This is a genomic window from Williamsia muralis, from assembly GCF_051487485.1.
GTDB lineage: Bacteria > Actinomycetota > Actinomycetes > Mycobacteriales > Mycobacteriaceae > Williamsia > Williamsia muralis_B.
In genome coordinates this window covers 985,508-1,002,929 of sequence record NZ_JAHVCV010000002.1, presented here as the reverse complement: position 1 = coordinate 1,002,929, position 17,422 = coordinate 985,508, and the positions used below count along the sequence as shown (strand labels likewise).

General features: G+C 64.5%; 17 protein-coding genes. 8 read left to right on the top strand and 9 right to left on the bottom strand.

Going from position 1 to position 17,422, the window contains the following annotated elements; genetic code table 11:
• Positions 1-157 precede the first annotated feature (157 nt).
• From KXR83_RS08140 to KXR83_RS08130, 3 genes are all read right to left on the bottom strand, one after another.
• The gene (locus KXR83_RS08140; RefSeq protein ID WP_437424385.1) at positions 158-463 is read right to left on the bottom strand and encodes a DUF1416 domain-containing protein; all 306 of its coding nucleotides are present in this window, start codon (positions 461-463) and stop codon (positions 158-160) included.
• 2 nt (positions 464-465) lie between these two features.
• Positions 466-1,305 carry a sulfurtransferase gene (locus KXR83_RS08135; protein WP_437424384.1) on the bottom strand — a complete coding sequence of 280 codons (840 nt, stop codon included), beginning with the start codon at positions 1,303-1,305 and terminating at the stop codon, positions 466-468.
• A gap of 281 nt (positions 1,306-1,586) precedes the next feature.
• On the bottom strand, positions 1,587-2,423 hold the full coding sequence (locus KXR83_RS08130) for an LmeA family phospholipid-binding protein (protein ID WP_437424383.1): 837 nt from the start codon (positions 2,421-2,423) through the stop codon (positions 1,587-1,589).
• 177 nt (positions 2,424-2,600) lie between these two features.
• Between KXR83_RS08130 and KXR83_RS08125 the strand changes: the two genes are divergently transcribed.
• From KXR83_RS08125 to KXR83_RS08090, 8 genes are all read left to right on the top strand, one after another.
• The gene (locus tag KXR83_RS08125) at positions 2,601-3,386 is read left to right on the top strand and encodes a winged helix-turn-helix transcriptional regulator (protein WP_023957288.1); all 786 of its coding nucleotides are present in this window, start codon (positions 2,601-2,603) and stop codon (positions 3,384-3,386) included.
• Positions 3,376-4,242 (top strand): mycothiol synthase, encoded by an 867-nt coding sequence (gene mshD / locus KXR83_RS08120; protein WP_437424382.1) that lies wholly within the window; start codon positions 3,376-3,378, stop codon positions 4,240-4,242. The genes KXR83_RS08125 and mshD overlap by 11 nt, the downstream gene beginning before the upstream one ends.
• Before the next feature lie 212 nt (positions 4,243-4,454).
• Positions 4,455-5,561, top strand: a complete 1,107-nt coding sequence (gene pstS, locus KXR83_RS08115; RefSeq protein ID WP_437424381.1) for a phosphate ABC transporter substrate-binding protein PstS — start codon at positions 4,455-4,457, stop codon at positions 5,559-5,561.
• 33 nt (positions 5,562-5,594) lie between these two features.
• Positions 5,595-6,626 (top strand): phosphate ABC transporter permease subunit PstC, encoded by a 1,032-nt coding sequence (pstC, locus tag KXR83_RS08110; protein WP_116917287.1) that lies wholly within the window; start codon positions 5,595-5,597, stop codon positions 6,624-6,626.
• Entirely contained in the window at positions 6,623-7,537 is a 915-nt protein-coding gene (gene pstA / locus KXR83_RS08105) for a phosphate ABC transporter permease PstA (protein ID WP_062795351.1), read from the top strand. Before pstC ends, pstA begins: the two co-directional genes overlap by 4 nt.
• Positions 7,538-7,546: 9 nt before the next feature.
• Positions 7,547-8,323 carry a phosphate ABC transporter ATP-binding protein PstB gene (gene pstB / locus KXR83_RS08100; protein ID WP_023957280.1) on the top strand — a complete coding sequence of 259 codons (777 nt, stop codon included), beginning with the start codon at positions 7,547-7,549 and terminating at the stop codon, positions 8,321-8,323.
• A gap of 71 nt (positions 8,324-8,394) precedes the next feature.
• Complete coding sequence (locus tag KXR83_RS08095) at positions 8,395-9,813, top strand: FHA domain-containing protein (RefSeq protein WP_437424380.1); 1,419 nt, start codon at positions 8,395-8,397, stop codon at positions 9,811-9,813.
• Positions 9,803-10,675, top strand: a complete 873-nt coding sequence (locus KXR83_RS08090) for a serine/threonine-protein kinase (protein ID WP_437424379.1) — start codon at positions 9,803-9,805, stop codon at positions 10,673-10,675. Before KXR83_RS08095 ends, KXR83_RS08090 begins: the two co-directional genes overlap by 11 nt.
• Before the next feature lie 6 nt (positions 10,676-10,681).
• Here KXR83_RS08090 and phoU read toward each other — a convergent pair whose 3' ends face one another.
• The 6 genes from phoU to KXR83_RS08060 form a co-directional block, all read right to left on the bottom strand.
• Positions 10,682-11,341 carry a phosphate signaling complex protein PhoU gene (gene phoU / locus KXR83_RS08085; protein ID WP_116917290.1) on the bottom strand — a complete coding sequence of 220 codons (660 nt, stop codon included), beginning with the start codon at positions 11,339-11,341 and terminating at the stop codon, positions 10,682-10,684.
• Positions 11,342-11,440: 99 nt separating this feature from the next.
• Complete coding sequence (locus tag KXR83_RS08080) at positions 11,441-13,663, bottom strand: LCP family glycopolymer transferase (RefSeq protein WP_437424378.1); 2,223 nt, start codon at positions 13,661-13,663, stop codon at positions 11,441-11,443.
• A 200-nt stretch (positions 13,664-13,863) separates the two neighbouring features.
• Positions 13,864-15,024: a tRNA dihydrouridine synthase DusB gene (gene dusB, locus KXR83_RS08075; protein ID WP_255283870.1), complete on the bottom strand. Its 1,161-nt coding sequence runs from the start codon at positions 15,022-15,024 to the stop codon at positions 13,864-13,866.
• A gap of 39 nt (positions 15,025-15,063) precedes the next feature.
• A complete protein-coding gene (locus KXR83_RS08070; RefSeq protein WP_437424377.1) occupies positions 15,064-16,056 on the bottom strand; it encodes an acyl-ACP desaturase in 993 nt (330 codons plus the stop codon).
• Positions 16,057-16,315: 259 nt separating this feature from the next.
• Positions 16,316-16,816 (bottom strand): nuclear transport factor 2 family protein, encoded by a 501-nt coding sequence (locus tag KXR83_RS08065; RefSeq protein ID WP_062795356.1) that lies wholly within the window; start codon positions 16,814-16,816, stop codon positions 16,316-16,318.
• A complete protein-coding gene (locus tag KXR83_RS08060) occupies positions 16,816-17,286 on the bottom strand; it encodes a hypothetical protein (protein ID WP_437424376.1) in 471 nt (156 codons plus the stop codon). Before KXR83_RS08060 ends, KXR83_RS08065 begins: the two co-directional genes overlap by 1 nt.
• Between the last annotated feature and the right edge of the window lie 136 nt (positions 17,287-17,422).

Genomic DNA, 17,422 nt, shown 5'->3' with positions numbered 1-17,422 from the left:
TGCGGCCGCGTGGCCGCGTGCGTGAGTGCACACAGATCGGTCAGTACGGTCACACCCGGCCCCGGTCACGCGAGTTGTGTGCACGGAGGCACACGGCAGTCAAGAAAGAAGCCCGGCCCGCCTCGAGAGGCGGGCCGGGCTCGTCAGATCCGACCTTCTACTTGCTGACGGTCACGTTCTGCTCGTGCACGCCGGGGCCCTCCGGGCTCACGGTGGCATCACCGTTGCCGATGGACGACAGCGCACGCAACGACCACGTGCCGGGAGCGGCGAAGAACCGGAAGTCACCGGTGCCGCTGGCGACCACCTCTGCGGTGAACTCGCCGGTGTGGTCGAGGAGGCGGACGAACGCGCCGGCAACGGGGTTGCCGTCGGTGTCGACGACCTGACCGGTCAGCACGGTCTCCTTCTCGGTATCAACACCGGCGGGCATCTTCTGTCCCTGTTTAGGCGCAGCACACATGATTACTTGCTCTCTCCCAGTTCGATCGGGGCGCCGACAAGTGAGCCGTACTCGACCCAGCTGCCGTCGTAGTTCTTGACGTTGGTCTTGCCGAGGATCTGATCGAGCACGAACCAGGTGTGGCTCGAACGCTCGCCGATGCGGCAGTAGGCGATGGTCTCTTTGCTCTCGTCGAATCCCTTGTCGGCGTACAGCTGTGCCAGGTCTTCGTCCGACTTGAAGGTGCCGTCCTCGTTGGCGGTGGTGCTCCACGGGATGTTGATGGCGCCCGGGATGTGGCCCTTCTGCTGAGCCTGCTCCTGCGGGAGGTGAGCCGGTGCAAGGATCTTGCCCGAGAACTCATCTGGGCTACGCACGTCGACCAGGTTCTTGCTGCCGATGGCGTTGATGACCTCGTCGCGGAACGCGCGGATGTTGTTGTTGGGGGCCTCGGCCTTGTACGTCGTGGCAGGCAGCGACACCTCATCCGTCGACAGCGGACGGCCGTCGAGTTCCCACTTCTTGCGGCCGCCGTCGATGAGCTTGACGTCCTTGTGGCCGTAGAGCTTGAAGTACCAGTAGGCGTAGGCAGCGAACCAGTTGTTGTTGCCGCCGTAGAGAACAACGGTGTCGTCGTTGGAGACGCCCTTGGCCGACAACAACTCCGAGAACTGCTCCTGGTTCAGGAAGTCGCGGCGAACGCCGTCCTGCAGATCTTTGCGCCAGTCGAGGCGGATGGCGCCTTCGATGTGTCCGCCTTCGTAGGCGGTGGTGTCCTCGTCGACCTCGATGAAGACGGTCTTGTCTGCTTTCAGGTTCTGCTCAGCCCAGTCGGCGCTGACCAGGACGTCGGAGCGAGCCATGGTTTTCCTTTCGTGGTGGATGCGGCATCGAGAAGCGATCCGCAGTAGATACAACTGTGGTGGTGCTCGGGAGGATAAATCTTGGGGGTGGTGCTGGGAGCGTGATGAATCGCTGGAGCGAAGAACGCGAACCAGGGGCACGCCGGACGTGCGGGACGCGGAAGATCTCGGAACGGCCCGCCGGTTACCGGCTCAGACAGCAACAGTTGGCGATACGACAGAAGTCGATCGCCCGACGGCGGGTGAGCATCAACTCACAGCCCAGTTGCATGGCCGACAGCCTACCGCAGCGCGCGACCACTCCGAGATGGCCCTTGCCAGAAGTCCTGGGCGGTTGCGACCAACGGCGCGGGCTCGGCCTCGAGCACCACATCGCTGCCCTGTGAGGCCGCCTTCACCGCCGGCCTCGACCACGGAAGCGGCAGGACCGGCAGCGTCTTGGTGAACTGGGCGAGCACCATCGGCTCGGCCCCGGACGGAACGTCGGACTCCACATGCTCGGCGGGACCGGAGTAGAGGCTGCGGGCATCGATGCGAAGGGCGCCGCCGCGTACGGACAGATCAACCGCGACGCTCACCTTTTCGCGGCGTTGTGCGGAACTGTGACCGGAATTACCCGGCTCGCTCACATTGACCGTCCCGGTCAGGATGACGCCGTTGCTGGTCGAGAGGATCCCGTCGCCCGGACCACCACCGCCCGCCTTGTCTTCGGGAGCCGGCGTGGTGACGGTGAGGTCGACGATGCCGAGGAACCGGCCGAGGTTGACCGAGTCGATCTTCAGGGACGCGGTGGCCTTGTCTGCAGTCAGTTCCGTGTTCTGTCCAATCGCCCATTCGCCGTCTGCTCGGCGCACGTCGGACAGCTTCGACCGCAGGTCGCCCCGACGCCCATCGCCCAGGTCAGCGCCCCGGGCGGTGATGCCGATCTGGTCGTACGTGTCGCCGGTGGCCTGGTCGACGAAGGGAAAGCCGGAGATGGTGATCTCGGGATCGAACTCCAGGTCGGATGCCTCCCGCAGCGCGGTGGAATAGCGGTACTCTGCGTAGGCCGCGGATGCGAAATCGGCGATCGTGGCGACCATGAGGGCGATGAGCACACCGACTGCCAGCTTGCGCAACGATTCCCCTCTGTAATGGACTCAGTCCATCCGGCGACGCGGCCGGCGACCGCCGGTGGAGACTCCCGCTGGGGACTTGTTAACGGGTAACGACCGATTTGACGCTATTCTGTCATCTATCTCGCACACGTTGGTAAGACAGCGTACATATACGAATAATCGAGATCGGAGTGGTTTGTGGATCTCTTGTTACTGACAGCCGATCCCACCCCTGAGTCTGTATTGCCGTCGTTGTCACTGCTGGCTCATACCGTTCGAGTGGCGCCCACCGAGGTGTCCTCATTGATGGAAGCCGGAAACGCAGATGTAGCCATCGTTGATGCGCGTTCTGACCTGGCCGCCGCGCGCGGCCTGTGCCGACTGCTGGGGAGTACGGGTTCATCGGTCCCTGTGGTCGCGGTGCTGACCGAGGGCGGCTTGGTGGCCGTCAACTCCGAATGGGGCCTCGACGACTTCCTGCTACCCGACACCGGTCCGGCCGAACTCGATGCGCGCCTGCGTCTTCTGGTCGTGCGCACCCGAGGCGTCACCGCCGAGGAAGCCAGTGGAAAGGTCACCCTCGGTGACCTGGTCATCGACGAGGGCACCTACACGGCACGGCTACGTGGGCGCCCGCTCGACCTGACCTACAAGGAGTTCGAGCTCCTGAAGTATCTCGCTCAGAATGCCGGTCGCGTCTTCACCCGGGCTCAACTGCTCCAAGAGGTGTGGGGATACGACTTCTTCGGCGGCACCCGCACGGTCGACGTGCACGTCCGGCGTCTCCGCGCCAAACTCGGCAGCGAGTACGAGTCGTTGATCGGTACCGTCCGGAACGTCGGCTACAAGGCCGTGCGTCCCAGCCGGGGCGGTCGCGGTGGCGGCGAGACCTCCACCGACAACGGAGATCTGGACGATCTGGGTGGATCGGACGAGGTGGAGTTCCCGGACCCGGAACTGAGTTCGAGCGCCAATGGTGGCTGACGTCGAGCCCGTTCGCGACCTCCTGACTGCCGCCGCCCGCGCTGACGGTGTCGCGCCGTTGGGCGAGCAGGCGGTGGCCGTCATCGGCCGCGAAGGCGTCCAGGAGTTCACCGTCTCATCCGGCGACACCGTTGTCGGCTATGCCAACGTCACCCCTGCCCGAGAGGGCGAACCGGCCATGATCGAGCTGGCGGTGCACCCCGAACACCGCCGACGCGGTCACGGGAAACAGCTGCTGGCAACAACTCTCGAGCACGTGCCCGACAACCGTCGCGTGTGGGCGCATGGAAATCTGCCCGCCGCGCAGGCTCTGGCGGCGTCACTGGGACTCACTGCCCGGCGCGAGCTGCTGCAGTTGCGACGGCCTCTGGCCGGGGCCGAGCTCCCGTCGCTCACCGTGCCCGACGATCTGGTTCTGCGAACGTACGCGGGGCCGTCGGACGACGCGGAGATCTTGCGGGTCAACAACGTGGCCTTCGAGTGGCACCCGGAGCAGGGCGGTTGGAGCGACGACGAGATCATCGCGCGCACGGGCTCCGACTGGTTCGACCCCGCTGGGTTGTTCCTCGTGTTCGACGCGTCCGATCCCCATACCTTGCTCGGCTTCCACTGGACAAAGGTGCACCCTGCCGAGGGTGACACCCCCGCACTGGGAGAGGTGTACATCGTCGGTGTCGACGCCATCGCCCAGGGACGAGGTCTGGGACGATTGCTCACCCTCGCCGGCCTGCACCATCTCCAGCAGCGTGGCCTCGCGGAGGTCGAACTCTACGTCGAGGGCGACAACAAGGCTGCGCTCAACACCTACGCCAAACTGGGATTCACCCAATACGCGATCGACGTCGCATACGGCTGAGTGCCGCCCCGGCCGTCATCCCGGGGCAATGTCCGATTCGTCACCATGGCTGTTCACCTCTCGTTCACCTCTCCAGGGGTATCGCTTCACTCTCGCTCTGTAGCTTCCAAACCGCAGCAGGACGCGATGCGCTACGGCGTCGTGGCTGCCTGTGAATCATTGCGACCTGTGTCGAGCAGACTGCCGATGCACGAATCGAAGGACTTCTTCAGGTGAACTTGAAAAACAGTGGAGCAATCCTGGGCGTGTTTGCTGCCTCAACGCTGCTGATCTCGGCGTGTGGAAACTCCGCGTCAGACTCCGAAACGGCCAAAAAGGTCGAAGGCGTCACATGTGAAGGCCAGGCGAATCTGAAGGCCAGTGGATCGAGTGCACAGGCCAACGCCATGACCCTGTTCGCCAACTCCTACGCCACCACGTGCGAGGGCAAGACCGTCGACTACAACTCCAACGGCTCCGGCGCCGGCGTCAAAGAGTTCACCGGCGGCCTCACCAACTTCGGTGGCAGCGACTCGCCGCTGAAGGAAGACGAAGCCACCGCCGCGGCGACCACCTGCGGGTCCGAGGCATGGAACCTTCCCCTGGTCTTCGGCCCCATCGCCGTCACCTACAACCTCGACGGCGTCGACGCCGTCAACCTGTCGGGCCCCACCCTCGGCAAGATCTTCAACGGCACCATCAAGAAGTGGAACGATCCGGCCATCGCCGCCGAGAACTCCGGCGTGTCCCTGCCCGACCAGGACATCATCGTGATCTTCCGCTCTGACGAGTCCGGCACCACCGATAACTTCCAGAAGTACCTGGAAGCCGCATCGGACGGCACCTGGACCCAGGGCGCCGGCAAGTCGTTCGCCGGCGGTGTCGGTGAGGGCGCGAAGGGCAACGAGGGCACCTCGGCAGCCATCAAGAGCTCGCCCGGATCGATCACCTACAACGAGTGGTCCTACGCCACCAACCAGGGCCTGAGCATCGCCAACATCATCACCTCGGCCGGTCCTGAGGCCGTGCCGCTCTCGGTCGAGACCGTGGGCAAGACCATCGACGGTGCAACGCTGAAGAACCCGGGCTCGAACAACCTGGTCCTCGACACCTCGAGCTTCTACAAGCCGTCCGTTGCAGGTGCCTACCCGATCGTGCTGGCCACCTACGAGATCGTCTGCAGCAACTACTCGGACGATGCCACCGGTCAGGCCGTGAAGTCGTTGCTCAAGGTCGCTGCGAGCACCGATGTGCAGAGCTCACTCGAGGCCGAGGGATACATCCCGATCCCCGAGGGCTTCAGCACGCAACTGAACACAGCCATCGATTCCATTCAGTGACTGATCTCTTCCATAAGTTAGGGCAGGAAAGCGATGACGGTGCATGACGCGGTCGGGCAATCTGACAAAGTAGGCGCGGTGAGCCCAAGCGCATCAGCTCCCGAGCCTTCGGACAGTCAATCGGATCTGAAATCGAACTCCCGACAAAATCGGAGTCGGTTCTACGATCAGGCGTTCAAGGTGCTGGCTCTCACAGCCGGTGGCTTCGTTTGCCTGGTGATCCTGTTGATCGCACTGAACCTACTCTTCGAGGCCATCCCCTCATTGAGAGTGGACAACGTCAACTTCTTGACGAGTTCGGTGTGGGACACCACCAACGCCTTGAACCTCCGGTTCGGAATCCTCGACCTGCTCAAGGTCACGGTTCTGAGCTCGGTGTTCGCGCTGGCGTTGGCGGTGCCCATCGCAATCGGTATCGCGACATTCCTTGTGTCGTATTCACCGGCGCGGTTGTCCCGACCGCTCGGCGCCGTCGTCGACCTGCTTGCCGCAGTGCCGTCGATCATCTTCGGCCTGTGGGGCATGGCGGTTCTCGGACCCAAGCTCCAGCCGGTCGCCGACTTCCTGAACAGCAACCTCGGATGGTTCTTCCTCTTCGCCGACGGCAACGTCTCGAGTGGAACGATCTTCACCGCGGGAATCGTGCTGGCGATCATGATCCTTCCGATCATCACGTCGATCTCGCGTGAGGTGCTGCAGCAGACACCTGTCCTGCACAAGGAAGCGGCCCTGGCACTGGGCGCGACGAAGTGGGAGATGCTGCGGATGACCTCATTCCCCTACGCACGTAGTGGAATGATCGCGGCGTCGATGCTCGCGCTCGGTCGCGCACTCGGTGAGACGGTTGCCGTCCTCATCATCCTGCGGGCCGCGACATCGACGTCCGGATTCAGCCTCTTCGATGGTGGATACACATTCGCCTCGAAGATCGCCTCTGGCGCAGGCGAGTTCAACCAGCCCCTGCCGACCGGCGCGTACATCGCCGCAGGTTTGGTGCTGTTCTTGCTGACCTTCGTGGTCAATGCCATCGCCCGGGTTCTCTCCGGCGGAAAGGTAAACGGATGAGCACCTCAACCATCGATGGCAGCAGCCCGGTCAAGGCCGGCAATCTGTACAAGCCGGTCTCGCCCGCTCGGCGCCTCAAGAACCAGTCGGCCACAATCGTTTTCACCCTGTGCTTCCTGATCGCGATGATTCCCCTGGTGATGGTGCTCTTCACCGTCATCAGCAAGGGTTTCGAAGCGATCATCAAGCCGGAGTGGTGGTCGGGCGACCAGTTCCTGATCGGGCCGACGAGCTTCTCCGGCGGTGTCGGACACGCGATCCTGGGCACGATCCTCACGGCGTTGATCGCCGCGGTGATCGCCGTCCCGATCGGCATCATGGCCGCGATCATGTTGGTGGAGTACCCGAACAGCAAGCTGGTCAAGCCCACCTCGTTCATGGTGGACATCCTCGCCGGCGTCCCGTCGATCGTCGCGGCACTGTTCATCTTCACCGTGTGGGTGACCACGTTCGGTCTGCCGCAGAGCGGCTTCGCGGTCAGCCTTGCACTTGTGCTGCTGATGCTCCCGGTGGTTGTTCGATCCACCGAGGAGATGCTCAAGCTCGTCCCCGACGAGTTGCGTGAGGCCTCCTACGCACTGGGTATCAGCAAGTCCAAGACCATCGTGAAAATTGTTGTCCCGACGGCGATGTCGGGAATCATCTCCGGAGTCTTCCTCGCCACCGCACGAATCATGGGTGAGACCGCTCCGGTGCTGATCCTGGTGGGTTACACCGCTTCGGTGAACTACGACCCGTTCCAGAACAACATGACCTCGCTGCCGTTGTTCATCTACAACCAGTTGGCAAACCCCAATCCCGCCGGGGAATACCGCGTCTGGGGTGCAGCGCTGACCCTGGTCATCGTGATCGCGCTGGCGAATGCACTCGCGGCGCTGGCTTCTAAACTGCTCGCGCCGAAGACGAAATGAGATAAGGCAATGGCAAAAAGACTCGACCTCAAAGATCTGAACATCTACTACAGCGCCTTTCACGCCGTCAAGGACGTGAGCCTGGAAGTGCCGCCCCGCTGCGTCACGGCGTTCATCGGCCCTTCCGGCTGCGGTAAGTCCACCGTGCTTCGCACGCTCAACCGCATGCACGAGGTGACCCCCGGTGCTCGTGTCGAGGGCAAGGTCCTGCTCGACGGCGACGACATCTACGGCAAGGGCATCGACCCGGTGTCGGTCCGCTCCACGATCGGCATGGTGTTCCAGCGCCCCAACCCGTTCCCGACGATGTCGATCAAGGACAACGTGGTGGCCGGTCTGCGACTGCAGGGTGTGCGCGACAAGAAGGTGCTCGACGAGACCGCCGAGCGCAGCCTGCGCGGAGCGAACCTCTGGGAAGAGGTCAAGGACCGGCTGAACAAGCCCGGCGGTGGCCTCTCCGGTGGTCAGCAGCAGCGTCTGTGCATCGCGCGTGCGATTGCGGTGTCGCCTGACGTGCTCCTGATGGACGAGCCGTGTTCGGCACTCGACCCCATCTCGACGCTCGCCATCGAGGACCTGATCACCGAACTCAAGAAGGACTACACGGTGGTGATCGTGACGCACAACATGCAGCAGGCCGCACGCGTCAGCGACCAGACCGCGTTCTTCAACCTGGCGGCCGTCGGCCAGCCCGGACAGCTGGTGGAGCTCAGCGACACCGAGACGATGTTCTCCAACCCGACGCAGAAGGCGACGGAAGACTACATCTCCGGCCGTTTCGGCTGATCCTCGCAGGTACCTCAAGAAAACGGCCCCATGTTTCCGCATGGGGCCGTTTCCTTGTCAGAATGGTCCCCGTGACGGCAAAACATCCGGTGAGTGTGCTGCCCGGCCGCGGCATCGTGCTCCGCCGTGGACCGTCGCTCCTGCTCATCGACGCCGACCCGATCCGGAGCAGCGCAACGCTCACGGATCTGGCGCATCTGGCCACCGAGCCGCTCGAACAGGCCGGCCGCGTCGACGGGTCGCGGCTTCGATCGCTGACCAAGTGGTTGCTCGCCAACGAGGACAGCAGCCCGGACTTCGCGGTGGTCTCCACCGACCGGCACGGGGGTCTGGAGGTCTTCGTCTACGGCGCCGCGAGTGCGAGGGTCTATGTCACCGAGTTCGCCACCCCCGAGGTCATCAGGGGAGCGGACGCCGGTTTCCTGGTACAGCGCAGCTATCCGAGCAGTGTGTTCGCGGTGGCCCTGACCATCGACGAGGACGATCCGCTGGGGGGTGGACCGATCGGGTCGGGAGGTCTGGCCCCCTCAGAGATCTTCTCGCTCGAAAAAGGTGCGGCACCCGGCGCCGGCGTGGTGCTGTGGCCATCGGCTTCGCCGTCCACCGACAGTGCGGTATACGCCGTACCGGCAGCCACACCGATGCCGTCGGCTGCCGACGAGCCCACGGGTGTTCCGGTGGTGGTGAGTCCCGAGCTCGTCGACACTGCGATGGCGGTAGCCGAAACTCCTTTGCTACCACCGGCTCTCTCGGTGAGGCTGGACGACTTCGACAACCACACCGCAGCCGGCCGGGCGCCGTTGCCGATCGTCGGTGGCCGGCGCAGAGCTGCCTCGGTTCGCCGGGGAATCGCCGAGCCGACACTGGTCCCGCCGCGTGACGTCGTCGGACCGGCCGATGCCGCACTGGCATCGGCGCCGACCGATGTCGCGAATCGTCCTGTGCGCCTATCTGATCCGAAGGTCTCTGCGCGCGAACAGCAGGTGCAGATCCAGGGGCTGCTGTGCCAGAACGGTCACATCAACGATCCGCGGTCGCCGGTCTGTACCCGGTGCGGCATTCGGATCAACCGGATGACGGGGGCGATGGTGCGGGGTCCGCGACCGCCACTGGGGCTACTCGTCATCGACGACGGCACCACCTACGTGGTGGCCGGCGATCTGATGATCGGACGTGACCCCGAGCCGATGGTCGCAGCCAGGGGTGGTGTCGCGAGTGCGGGCATCGGACCACTTGACCCCATTCGCATCAACGACACCTCGGGGTCGATGTCGCGTGCGCATTGTGAACTGCGGCTGGTGGATTGGGATGTCCGGGTGGTGGATGCCGGGTCGGTGAACGGGACGTATGTCCGGTTGCCGCGCGCACCTGGCTGGATCACGTTGCGCCGCGGGCAAGAAGCGGTGTTGTATCCGGGTTCCGAACTGCGGGTGGGAAGTCGCTCGTTGCTGTTCGAGGCGCCGCACGGGAGGATCAGCGATGTTCGTTGACCCGACATCGGGTACCGATGCACGACGGCTGCCCCCTGCGATCGCCGACTACCGGATAGTCCGGGCGCTCGGTGCCGGCAGTCACGGTACCTGTTATCTGGCGGTGCCCCCGGACCGCCTGCAGCTGAATGTCGAACATGTTGCGCTGAAGGTCTTTTCGAACCCATGCGGTGAGGACGCCTTCCATCGCGGTGTGCGCGAACTCCGCAGTTTCGCCGCCGTACGGTCCCCGCATCTGGTGCATCTGTACGAAGCGGCACTGGGTGACCTCTTCATGTACGCGATGGACTACTTCCCGGGTGGGTCGATGGCGGCCCCGTCGATGCCCCTGCAGCGTGACCAGGCACTCGCCGTGCTCGAGTGCGCGGCCAGGGGGGCACACGACATGCACGAGGCCGGGTTGGTCCACTCCGACATCAAGCCGGCGAACGTGTTGATCGCTGGAGGTGATCGCGCTGGTGCCACGGCGTCACCTGCCGGGGTGCTGTCCGATCTCGGTCTGGCCCGGGTGATCACCGCGGCGACCGCGGTCAGCGGCATCGGGTCATCGGCGTCCCTCGAGTATGCCGACCCCGACACCCTTGTCGGCCAAACACCTTCGCGGGCAACGGATATCTGGGCTCTGGGAGCGACGATCCACCGCACGCTGACCGGTGAAGGCCTCTACGGTGAACTGCCCGACATGCAGCCGCTGGTGGCGATCCGTACCGTTCAGTCCACCAAACCCAGGATCAGTCCGGCACTTTCGCCGGCTGAACGTGACCTGGTGTCGGAATGCCTTGCCCCGCACAGTGATCGGTTCAGGACGGCTGCAGAACTGGCCGACCGGATCTCCGAGGTGCGACGCACTGCACCCCGGTAGGAGCCGCTAGACCTCGGTGAACTGCTCCGGGGTCTGCCCCGTCGCCTGGAACACCACGCGACGTCCGATCAGCACAGCGTGGTCGGAGAAGCGCTCGTAGTACCGGCCGAGCAACGTGACGTCCACTGCGGCAGCGACGCCGTGACGCCACTCGCGGTCCATCAGCACCGTGAACAGGTGGCGGTGGAGGTCGTCCATCGCGTCGTCGTCGTCCTGCAGCTTCAGCGCGTCCTCGGGGTTCTGGCTGTTGAGGACCTCACGCGCGTTGGTTGCCATGGTGATGGCGAGCCGGCCCATCTCCGCGAAGTAGCCGTTGACCTCTTCGGGCAGAGCCTTGGCGGGGTGGCGGCGGCGAGCGACCTTGGCGACGTGCAGCGCAAGCGCACCCATGCGGTCGATGTCGGCGACGATCTGGAATCCACTGACGATCGAACGAAGGTCGCCGGCGACCGGAGCCTGCAAGGCGAGGAGGGCGAACGCCCGTTCCTCGGCTTGCGTCGACAGCTGGGTCAATTGCTCGTGGTCACTGATCACCGACTCGGCGACCGCGAGATCGGCTTGGAGCAGGGCTTGGGTGGATCGCTCCATCGCAATCCCGGCCAACGCACACATTTGTCCCAGAACTCCGTTGAGTTCGGCCATCTGCTCAATGTAGGCACTACGCATGAGCCAACGGTACTGCCACGATCGGTGGGAATGGTGGTCAGGTGGTGAACTGCGAATGAACGAGTGGCACAGGGTCGATGTCGGCGTCGCCGGCTCAACTCATGCGCAGGTCGTATCCGCGGCGTTCGTGACCGTGAGGTCGTTGGGCAACTCGTCTGTCCCCGACTCGCGAGGCAGTTCGGCAACGGTGATCTGGCTCCCGGCGAGGGCCGGCGACCCCAGGTTCCCGCTGTATTCGCTGCCGACGATGACCTCGATACCCGACTGCACGGTGTTGTCCGCCTGGATGCTCGCCCCGGGGAACAACTGTGCAACCGTGGCCGCCGCAACCTGTTGCCCCTCCCCGTACCGGACGACGGTGTCGGTGCGGTTCTCGGAGGCGTCGGCAACACCCTGGACGCCGAAGCCCTGATTGGCCAGACTCTCGGCGATGCCGGTGGCGACTCCGGCGGTACCGGTGCCGTTGAGCACCCGCATGCTCACCGAATACGGGTCGAGCGCGCTGACGGTGACGTCTGCCGGACGCGAGGGCGTCGAAGAAGTTGTTGTGCTGGTTGTTGTTCCGGCCGGCTTTTCTTCCTTCTCTCCCGGCAGCGGTTCGTCGTTGATGATCGCGTCGAAGATCGCGCGGATGTCGGCATCGCGGGGGATCTCGTTGCCCGAACCGTCTTCGGCCGTACCCGAGGTGGGGACGGTGAGGAAGGTGACGCGGCCGGCGTCGAGCCCCTGCATCGACTGTGCCAATTGGAGCAGGTCGTCGGTGTTCACCTGATCGACGAAGCTGTTCTGGATGAAGGTGTCGACGATGCCGTTGAGCGTCGCGGGATTGGACAACACCTTGCTGGAGAGCGCTCCGCGCAGCAGCGACGACAGGAACAGCTGTTGGCGTTTGATGCGCCCGTAGTCGCCGTTGCCCTCGGTGTCGATGGTGCGGGCGCGTACGTAGTTGAGGGCAGCTTTGCCGCGGATCTTCTGCTTGCCGGGCTTGGTGAGGATGGGGCCCAGCTCGAAATCGTTGAGCGGGACCGGCGAGCAGACCTCCACACCACCGATCTTGTTCACGACCTTCTCGAAACCCGAGAAGTCCATCGCGATGAAGTGGTTGATGTTGAGGCCGCTTATCGCGGTGAGTGTGTCGACGATGCACTTGGGGCCGCCGTCGCCGTAGGCGGTGTTGAGTTTGGCGCCCGTCTCGGCGGGCACGATCTGGCCGGTGTATTCGCCTTTGTCGTTGTCCCACGTTGTGCACTCCGGGCGGTTGATCTGCAGGTCCCGCGGGAAACTGACTGCCACCACGCGACTGCGGTCGGCCGGGATGTTCACGAGGATCACCGTGTCGGATCTGGCACCGCCGGCATCTTCGGTGGTACCGGCACCGATCTGCCCGTTCTTTCCCGACCGCGTGTCGGTGCCGACGATCAGATAGGTTTCGTCGCCGGTCTGCAGTTCTTTGCCGCGGATCTCGCTGTTGTCCGGGTTGACGGCATCGACGATGTTCCAGTTGCCGTCTTTGACCTTCTGATAGCCCCACACCGCGCCTGTTCCCAGAAGCGTCATGACGCAGGCGAGAGCGAGAAGGACTCGGCCGCCCATCCGGGCATTCCTGGTGAGCGCTGCTCGGTCGCGTTCTTTGGGCGCCGCGGCATGTCTGCGGCCACGGGCCGTACCCGCGCCGGACTCAGGAACCACCGCCGGCTGAACACGGTCGGCCACGCTGTCGTGCGACGAGTCCGGATTCGGCTCGGGATCGGCGGACAGGTAGACGGGTGGGTCGTCCTTGGCGGCCGGGATGACCTCAGTCTGGGAGTCGTCGTCGCCCCGTTGCGGAGGGTCGGTGCGCGCGAAGGGATTGCTCGGTGTGTTCGGCAGGTTCGCAGGCGGGGAGGGCTGTCCACCGGCCGGAGTGCGGCTACCGCGAGGGTTGGGATCGGACGGCGGGCCCGGATCCACCGCACGGCTGATGGTCTCGGTGGGGGCATCGGCGGGACGGACGCGGCGTGGGCGTGGCGGCGGAACCGACGGTCCATCGGACGGAGGTGTAGGGGACCGGTCTGTCGAGGATCGGGGTTCGCCGGCCGGGGGCTGCGACGGCCCGTCGGATGCGGCTCGAGACAAAGAGGATGGTGCGGCGCGTCCGGACGAGCCGGCGGCATTCATCCGATTGAGGAGTTCCTGGACCGTCAACCGGCCCGCGGCGTCGCGGGGCAGTTCTCGAGCGGGGGGTTCGCGGAGTACCTCATCCGATGGCGCGCCGAGCTGGCGGCGAATCAGATCGCGGCGTTCCTCGGGTGTGCGTCCCCGGAGCTCGTCGTCGCTGCTCACTCATGTTCCTTCGGACTTCTGGGCACCGGGCTGTATCTCAGGCCCGTCGAAAAACATGTCGGCCGGGCAGGCGCGTTCACGATGATACTGGCCGAACCTGTATGTGCCTTGTTGCCGAGCGTTCGTCGGCCGTTGTTCTTGTGTTCGAGTTCGACAGCGTGAAACCGAGGTTGCCGGATCCGGGATTCCTACTGGTGGTGCTATCCGCCGGAATGCATGACCTCGGCGCCGTCGGGAACGCAGTCGTCGTCCGGGTCGTCGAGCCAGCCGTGGGGGAGGGCCACGGCCGACGGCGAACCCTGCCGTCCGCGAGGACCGTGGCCGTCGCGGGGAAAGGGCACGTCAGCGGGTAATTGGCCCACCATGTCGGCGAGCTGATCGACCGTCTCGACCAAGGCCATGTCGCGGCGCAACTCCGAGCCGACGGGGAAACCGCGCAGATACCAGGCGACGTGCTTGCGGATTTCACGCATGCCCTTGAACTCGCCGTGGTGGTCGGCGAGCAGCTGACCGTGCCGGACAATGATCTGCGCCACTTCGCCGAGCGTGGGGGCCGCCGGGGTGGGCAGTCCGTTCAATTCGGCGCTCAGTTCGGAGAACAGCCATGGCCGGCCGAGGCATCCACGACCGATGACCACGCCGTCGCAGCCGGTCTGATTCATCATGCGGGTGGCGTCGGCGGGCTCGAAGATGTCGCCGTTGCCGAGGACGGGCACGTCGGTCACGTGCTCCTTGAGCCGTGCGATCTCGTCCCAGTCGGCGCTCCCGGAGTAGCGTTGCGAGGCCGTACGAGCATGCAGCGCAACAGCTTTCGCGCCCTCGGCGGCGGCGATCCGACCGGCGTCGAGGTGGGTGTGGTGCTCGTCGTCGATTCCGATGCGGAACTTGACGGTGACGGGGATGTCGGTGCCCTCGGTGGCGCGGACGGCAGCGGCGACGATGTTGGCGAACAGGCGGCGCTTGTAGGGGATGGCCGAGCCGCCGCCCTTGCGTGTCACCTTCGGCACCGGGCAGCCGAAGTTCATGTCGATGTGGTCGGCGAGGTTCTCGTCGACGATCATCTTGGCCGCGGCGTAGGTGTACTCGGGATCGACCGTGTAGAGCTGCATCGACCGCGGGTTCTCTTCCGGGGCGAACGTGGTCATGTGCATGGTCACCGGGTGGCGCTCCACAAGAGCGCGGGCGGTGACCATCTCACAGACGTAGAGACCGGCAACGGTCCCGGTCCGGGCGAGCTCGAGTTCCCGGCACAACGTGCGAAAGGCAACGTTGGTCACCCCGGCCATCGGAGCCAGGACCACCGGGCTGGAGAGCTCGATGGACCCGATGGACAGAGCCGGGGTGGTGCGCGTGTCTGGCAGCAGGGCGGTCAGGGTGTTGCCTCTTCCGAGAAGTCGCCGCTAGGAGGCGGCGCGGGCCTTTTCGCGCTTGGCCGCTTCGCGAGCGAGCGCACGGTCACGCATCTCTTCGAACTTGATGGTGTCGGCAGCCAGCTTGTCGAGGAACGCGGCCAGCTCTTCGCGGGTCTTCTCGCCCTCTGCGCTGAAGTCCTCGCGCTCGAAGATATTCCACTTGCGCAGAACGGGCTGGATGACCTCTTCGAGGTGCTGACGCAGGTCGTAGATACCGTGCTTGGCCATGAGAACGCCGTTGCGACGGAAGTTCGGCATGCCGAGGCCGGGCATCTGGAAGTTGGAGACCACTTCGTAGATCGCGCGGATGGTCTGGTCGGGCGAGATGTCGAGGCCGGCGCCGCAGATGTTGCGGTAGAACACCATGTGCAGGTTCTCGTCGGCGGCGATGCGCTGGAGCATGCGGTCGGCGATCGGGTCGTTGCACGCCTTGCCGGTGTTGCGGTGGGAGACACGTGTCGCAAGTTCCTGGAAGGTCACATACGCCACCGAGCGCAGCAGTCCTGCGCTGGTCTCGCCGAGCTCCTCGGCGCGTGCACCTGCGGTGGCGAGTGAGGAGAAGCCGTTGGTCATGTGGATCATGCGGGCTTCTTCGAGTGCGACCGGGTCGACGCCGCGGGTGACCACGAGGTAGTCGCGCATCGCGATGCCGTGGCGGTTCTCTTCGGCGGTCCAGCGTCCGACCCAATGGCCCCACGCGTCGTCCATCGAAAAGTTCTCCGCGATCTCGCGGTGATACGACGGAAGGTTGTCCTCGGTCAGGAGGTTGGTGACCATCGCGGCCTTGGCCACGTCGTCGAGCCTCGACTGCTCCGGATCCCAGTCGATGCCACCGAGAGCTGCGAAGTTCTGCCCTTCGTCCCAGGGGACGTAGTCATGCGGGTTCCAGTCCTTGGCAAGACGCAGATGGCGATTGACGTTTTCCTCGGCCACCGGCTCCAGTTCTTTCAAGAGCTCCAGTTGAGTCAACTCGCGGGCCATTAGTTATTCCTCCAAGAACGGCTAGGCGTGATAAGGGTCCAGGCTACGGGAACGCACTACCGCCACCCAAGTTCTTCGCGCCGGCGCAAAGGTGTGTCGAAACCCTCGCGCCACTGAATCGCTGCTGGTCAGTGGTGGCCTGGTTACTGCTCGGACTGGGTGCGCCGATGATCCCCGTGTGTGGTGCATCTTACTGACGTGATGCGGATCCGCCCAGAAAAACTGAACTACCAATCCATTATTGGTGGCGAGCGATCCTTCAGAAGTACTTGCCCACCGTGTCGAGCCATCGCCCGGCCTCGTCGGTCAGGTTCCCCAGCTCCTGCGCCTTATGACACCAGGCTTTGGCTGCCTGAGCAAACTCCAGCGGGTTGTAGACGTCTTCTTCCTTGGACCACAGCCCGTCGCCTGCATACGTCAGAATCGTGATGTTGGTGGCCGTGAACAACGAACCGTCGCCGGGGTCGCGCAGTGGATTGTCGATCTCGCAGATCACCCGGTCGGTCTCCTCATCGATCACATGCCACAGTGCCGGGAAGGCAACCATGTGGCTGCCCGGGAACCGGCCCATGGTCTTGATCACCCAGGTGCGGATCTCTTCGCGCCCCTTGAAGGTGCCCATCGCGTGTTCGACGTAGTCGGCGTCGTCGGTGAACTGCTCGGCCCAGGGGTTCCAGTCGTGGGTTTCGGCGACCTGCTCGACCATCTTCTCGAACCTGGCGAACTCACTCTCGAGTTCGGCGCGACTGAAGCGCCCCATCAGAATCCGTCACCGGGGGTGATGGTGATGGTCGCGTCGATGCGCTGGATCAGGCAATCGCCGTTGAACCGGAAGGTCTCGTCCACGGTGGCATCAGCCAGATTGAGGTCGCCGACGCCATATTCGAGGTCGTAGATCACCCGGACCGAGTCGCCGCTGCCCGACCACTGTTCGTTGTCCAGCGAGGTGATGCCGCTGTATTGCAGATGCAGGGCGAGTTCGGCCTTCATCACGTCGCCGGAGAACCCGGTCTGCAGTCCGTTCTCGAATCGGACCACGTCGTCGGCAAGGGGGACGTCGTAGGCGTACGAGGGGTCGACGAGCGCATCGAGATAGGTCTGGGCGCCGGCCACCCGGTCGGCCGCAGTGCACGTATTCGTGGGGGCGGCGGAAGCGGAACCTGCGCCCGCAGACACCGCGGCGCCCACCGCCGCGACACAGACCAGTACCCGGACAACGTCAGATTTCATGGCGCTGAGCGTATTTGCCGAACCGTGTCACGCGGGCTGTTTTGGCGTGATCGGTCAGACGGTGTAATCGGGCTCCGAGATCTGGTCCGCCCCAGCCGGTGGTGGCTACTATCTGCTCAGCTCACCGACCGTGGGT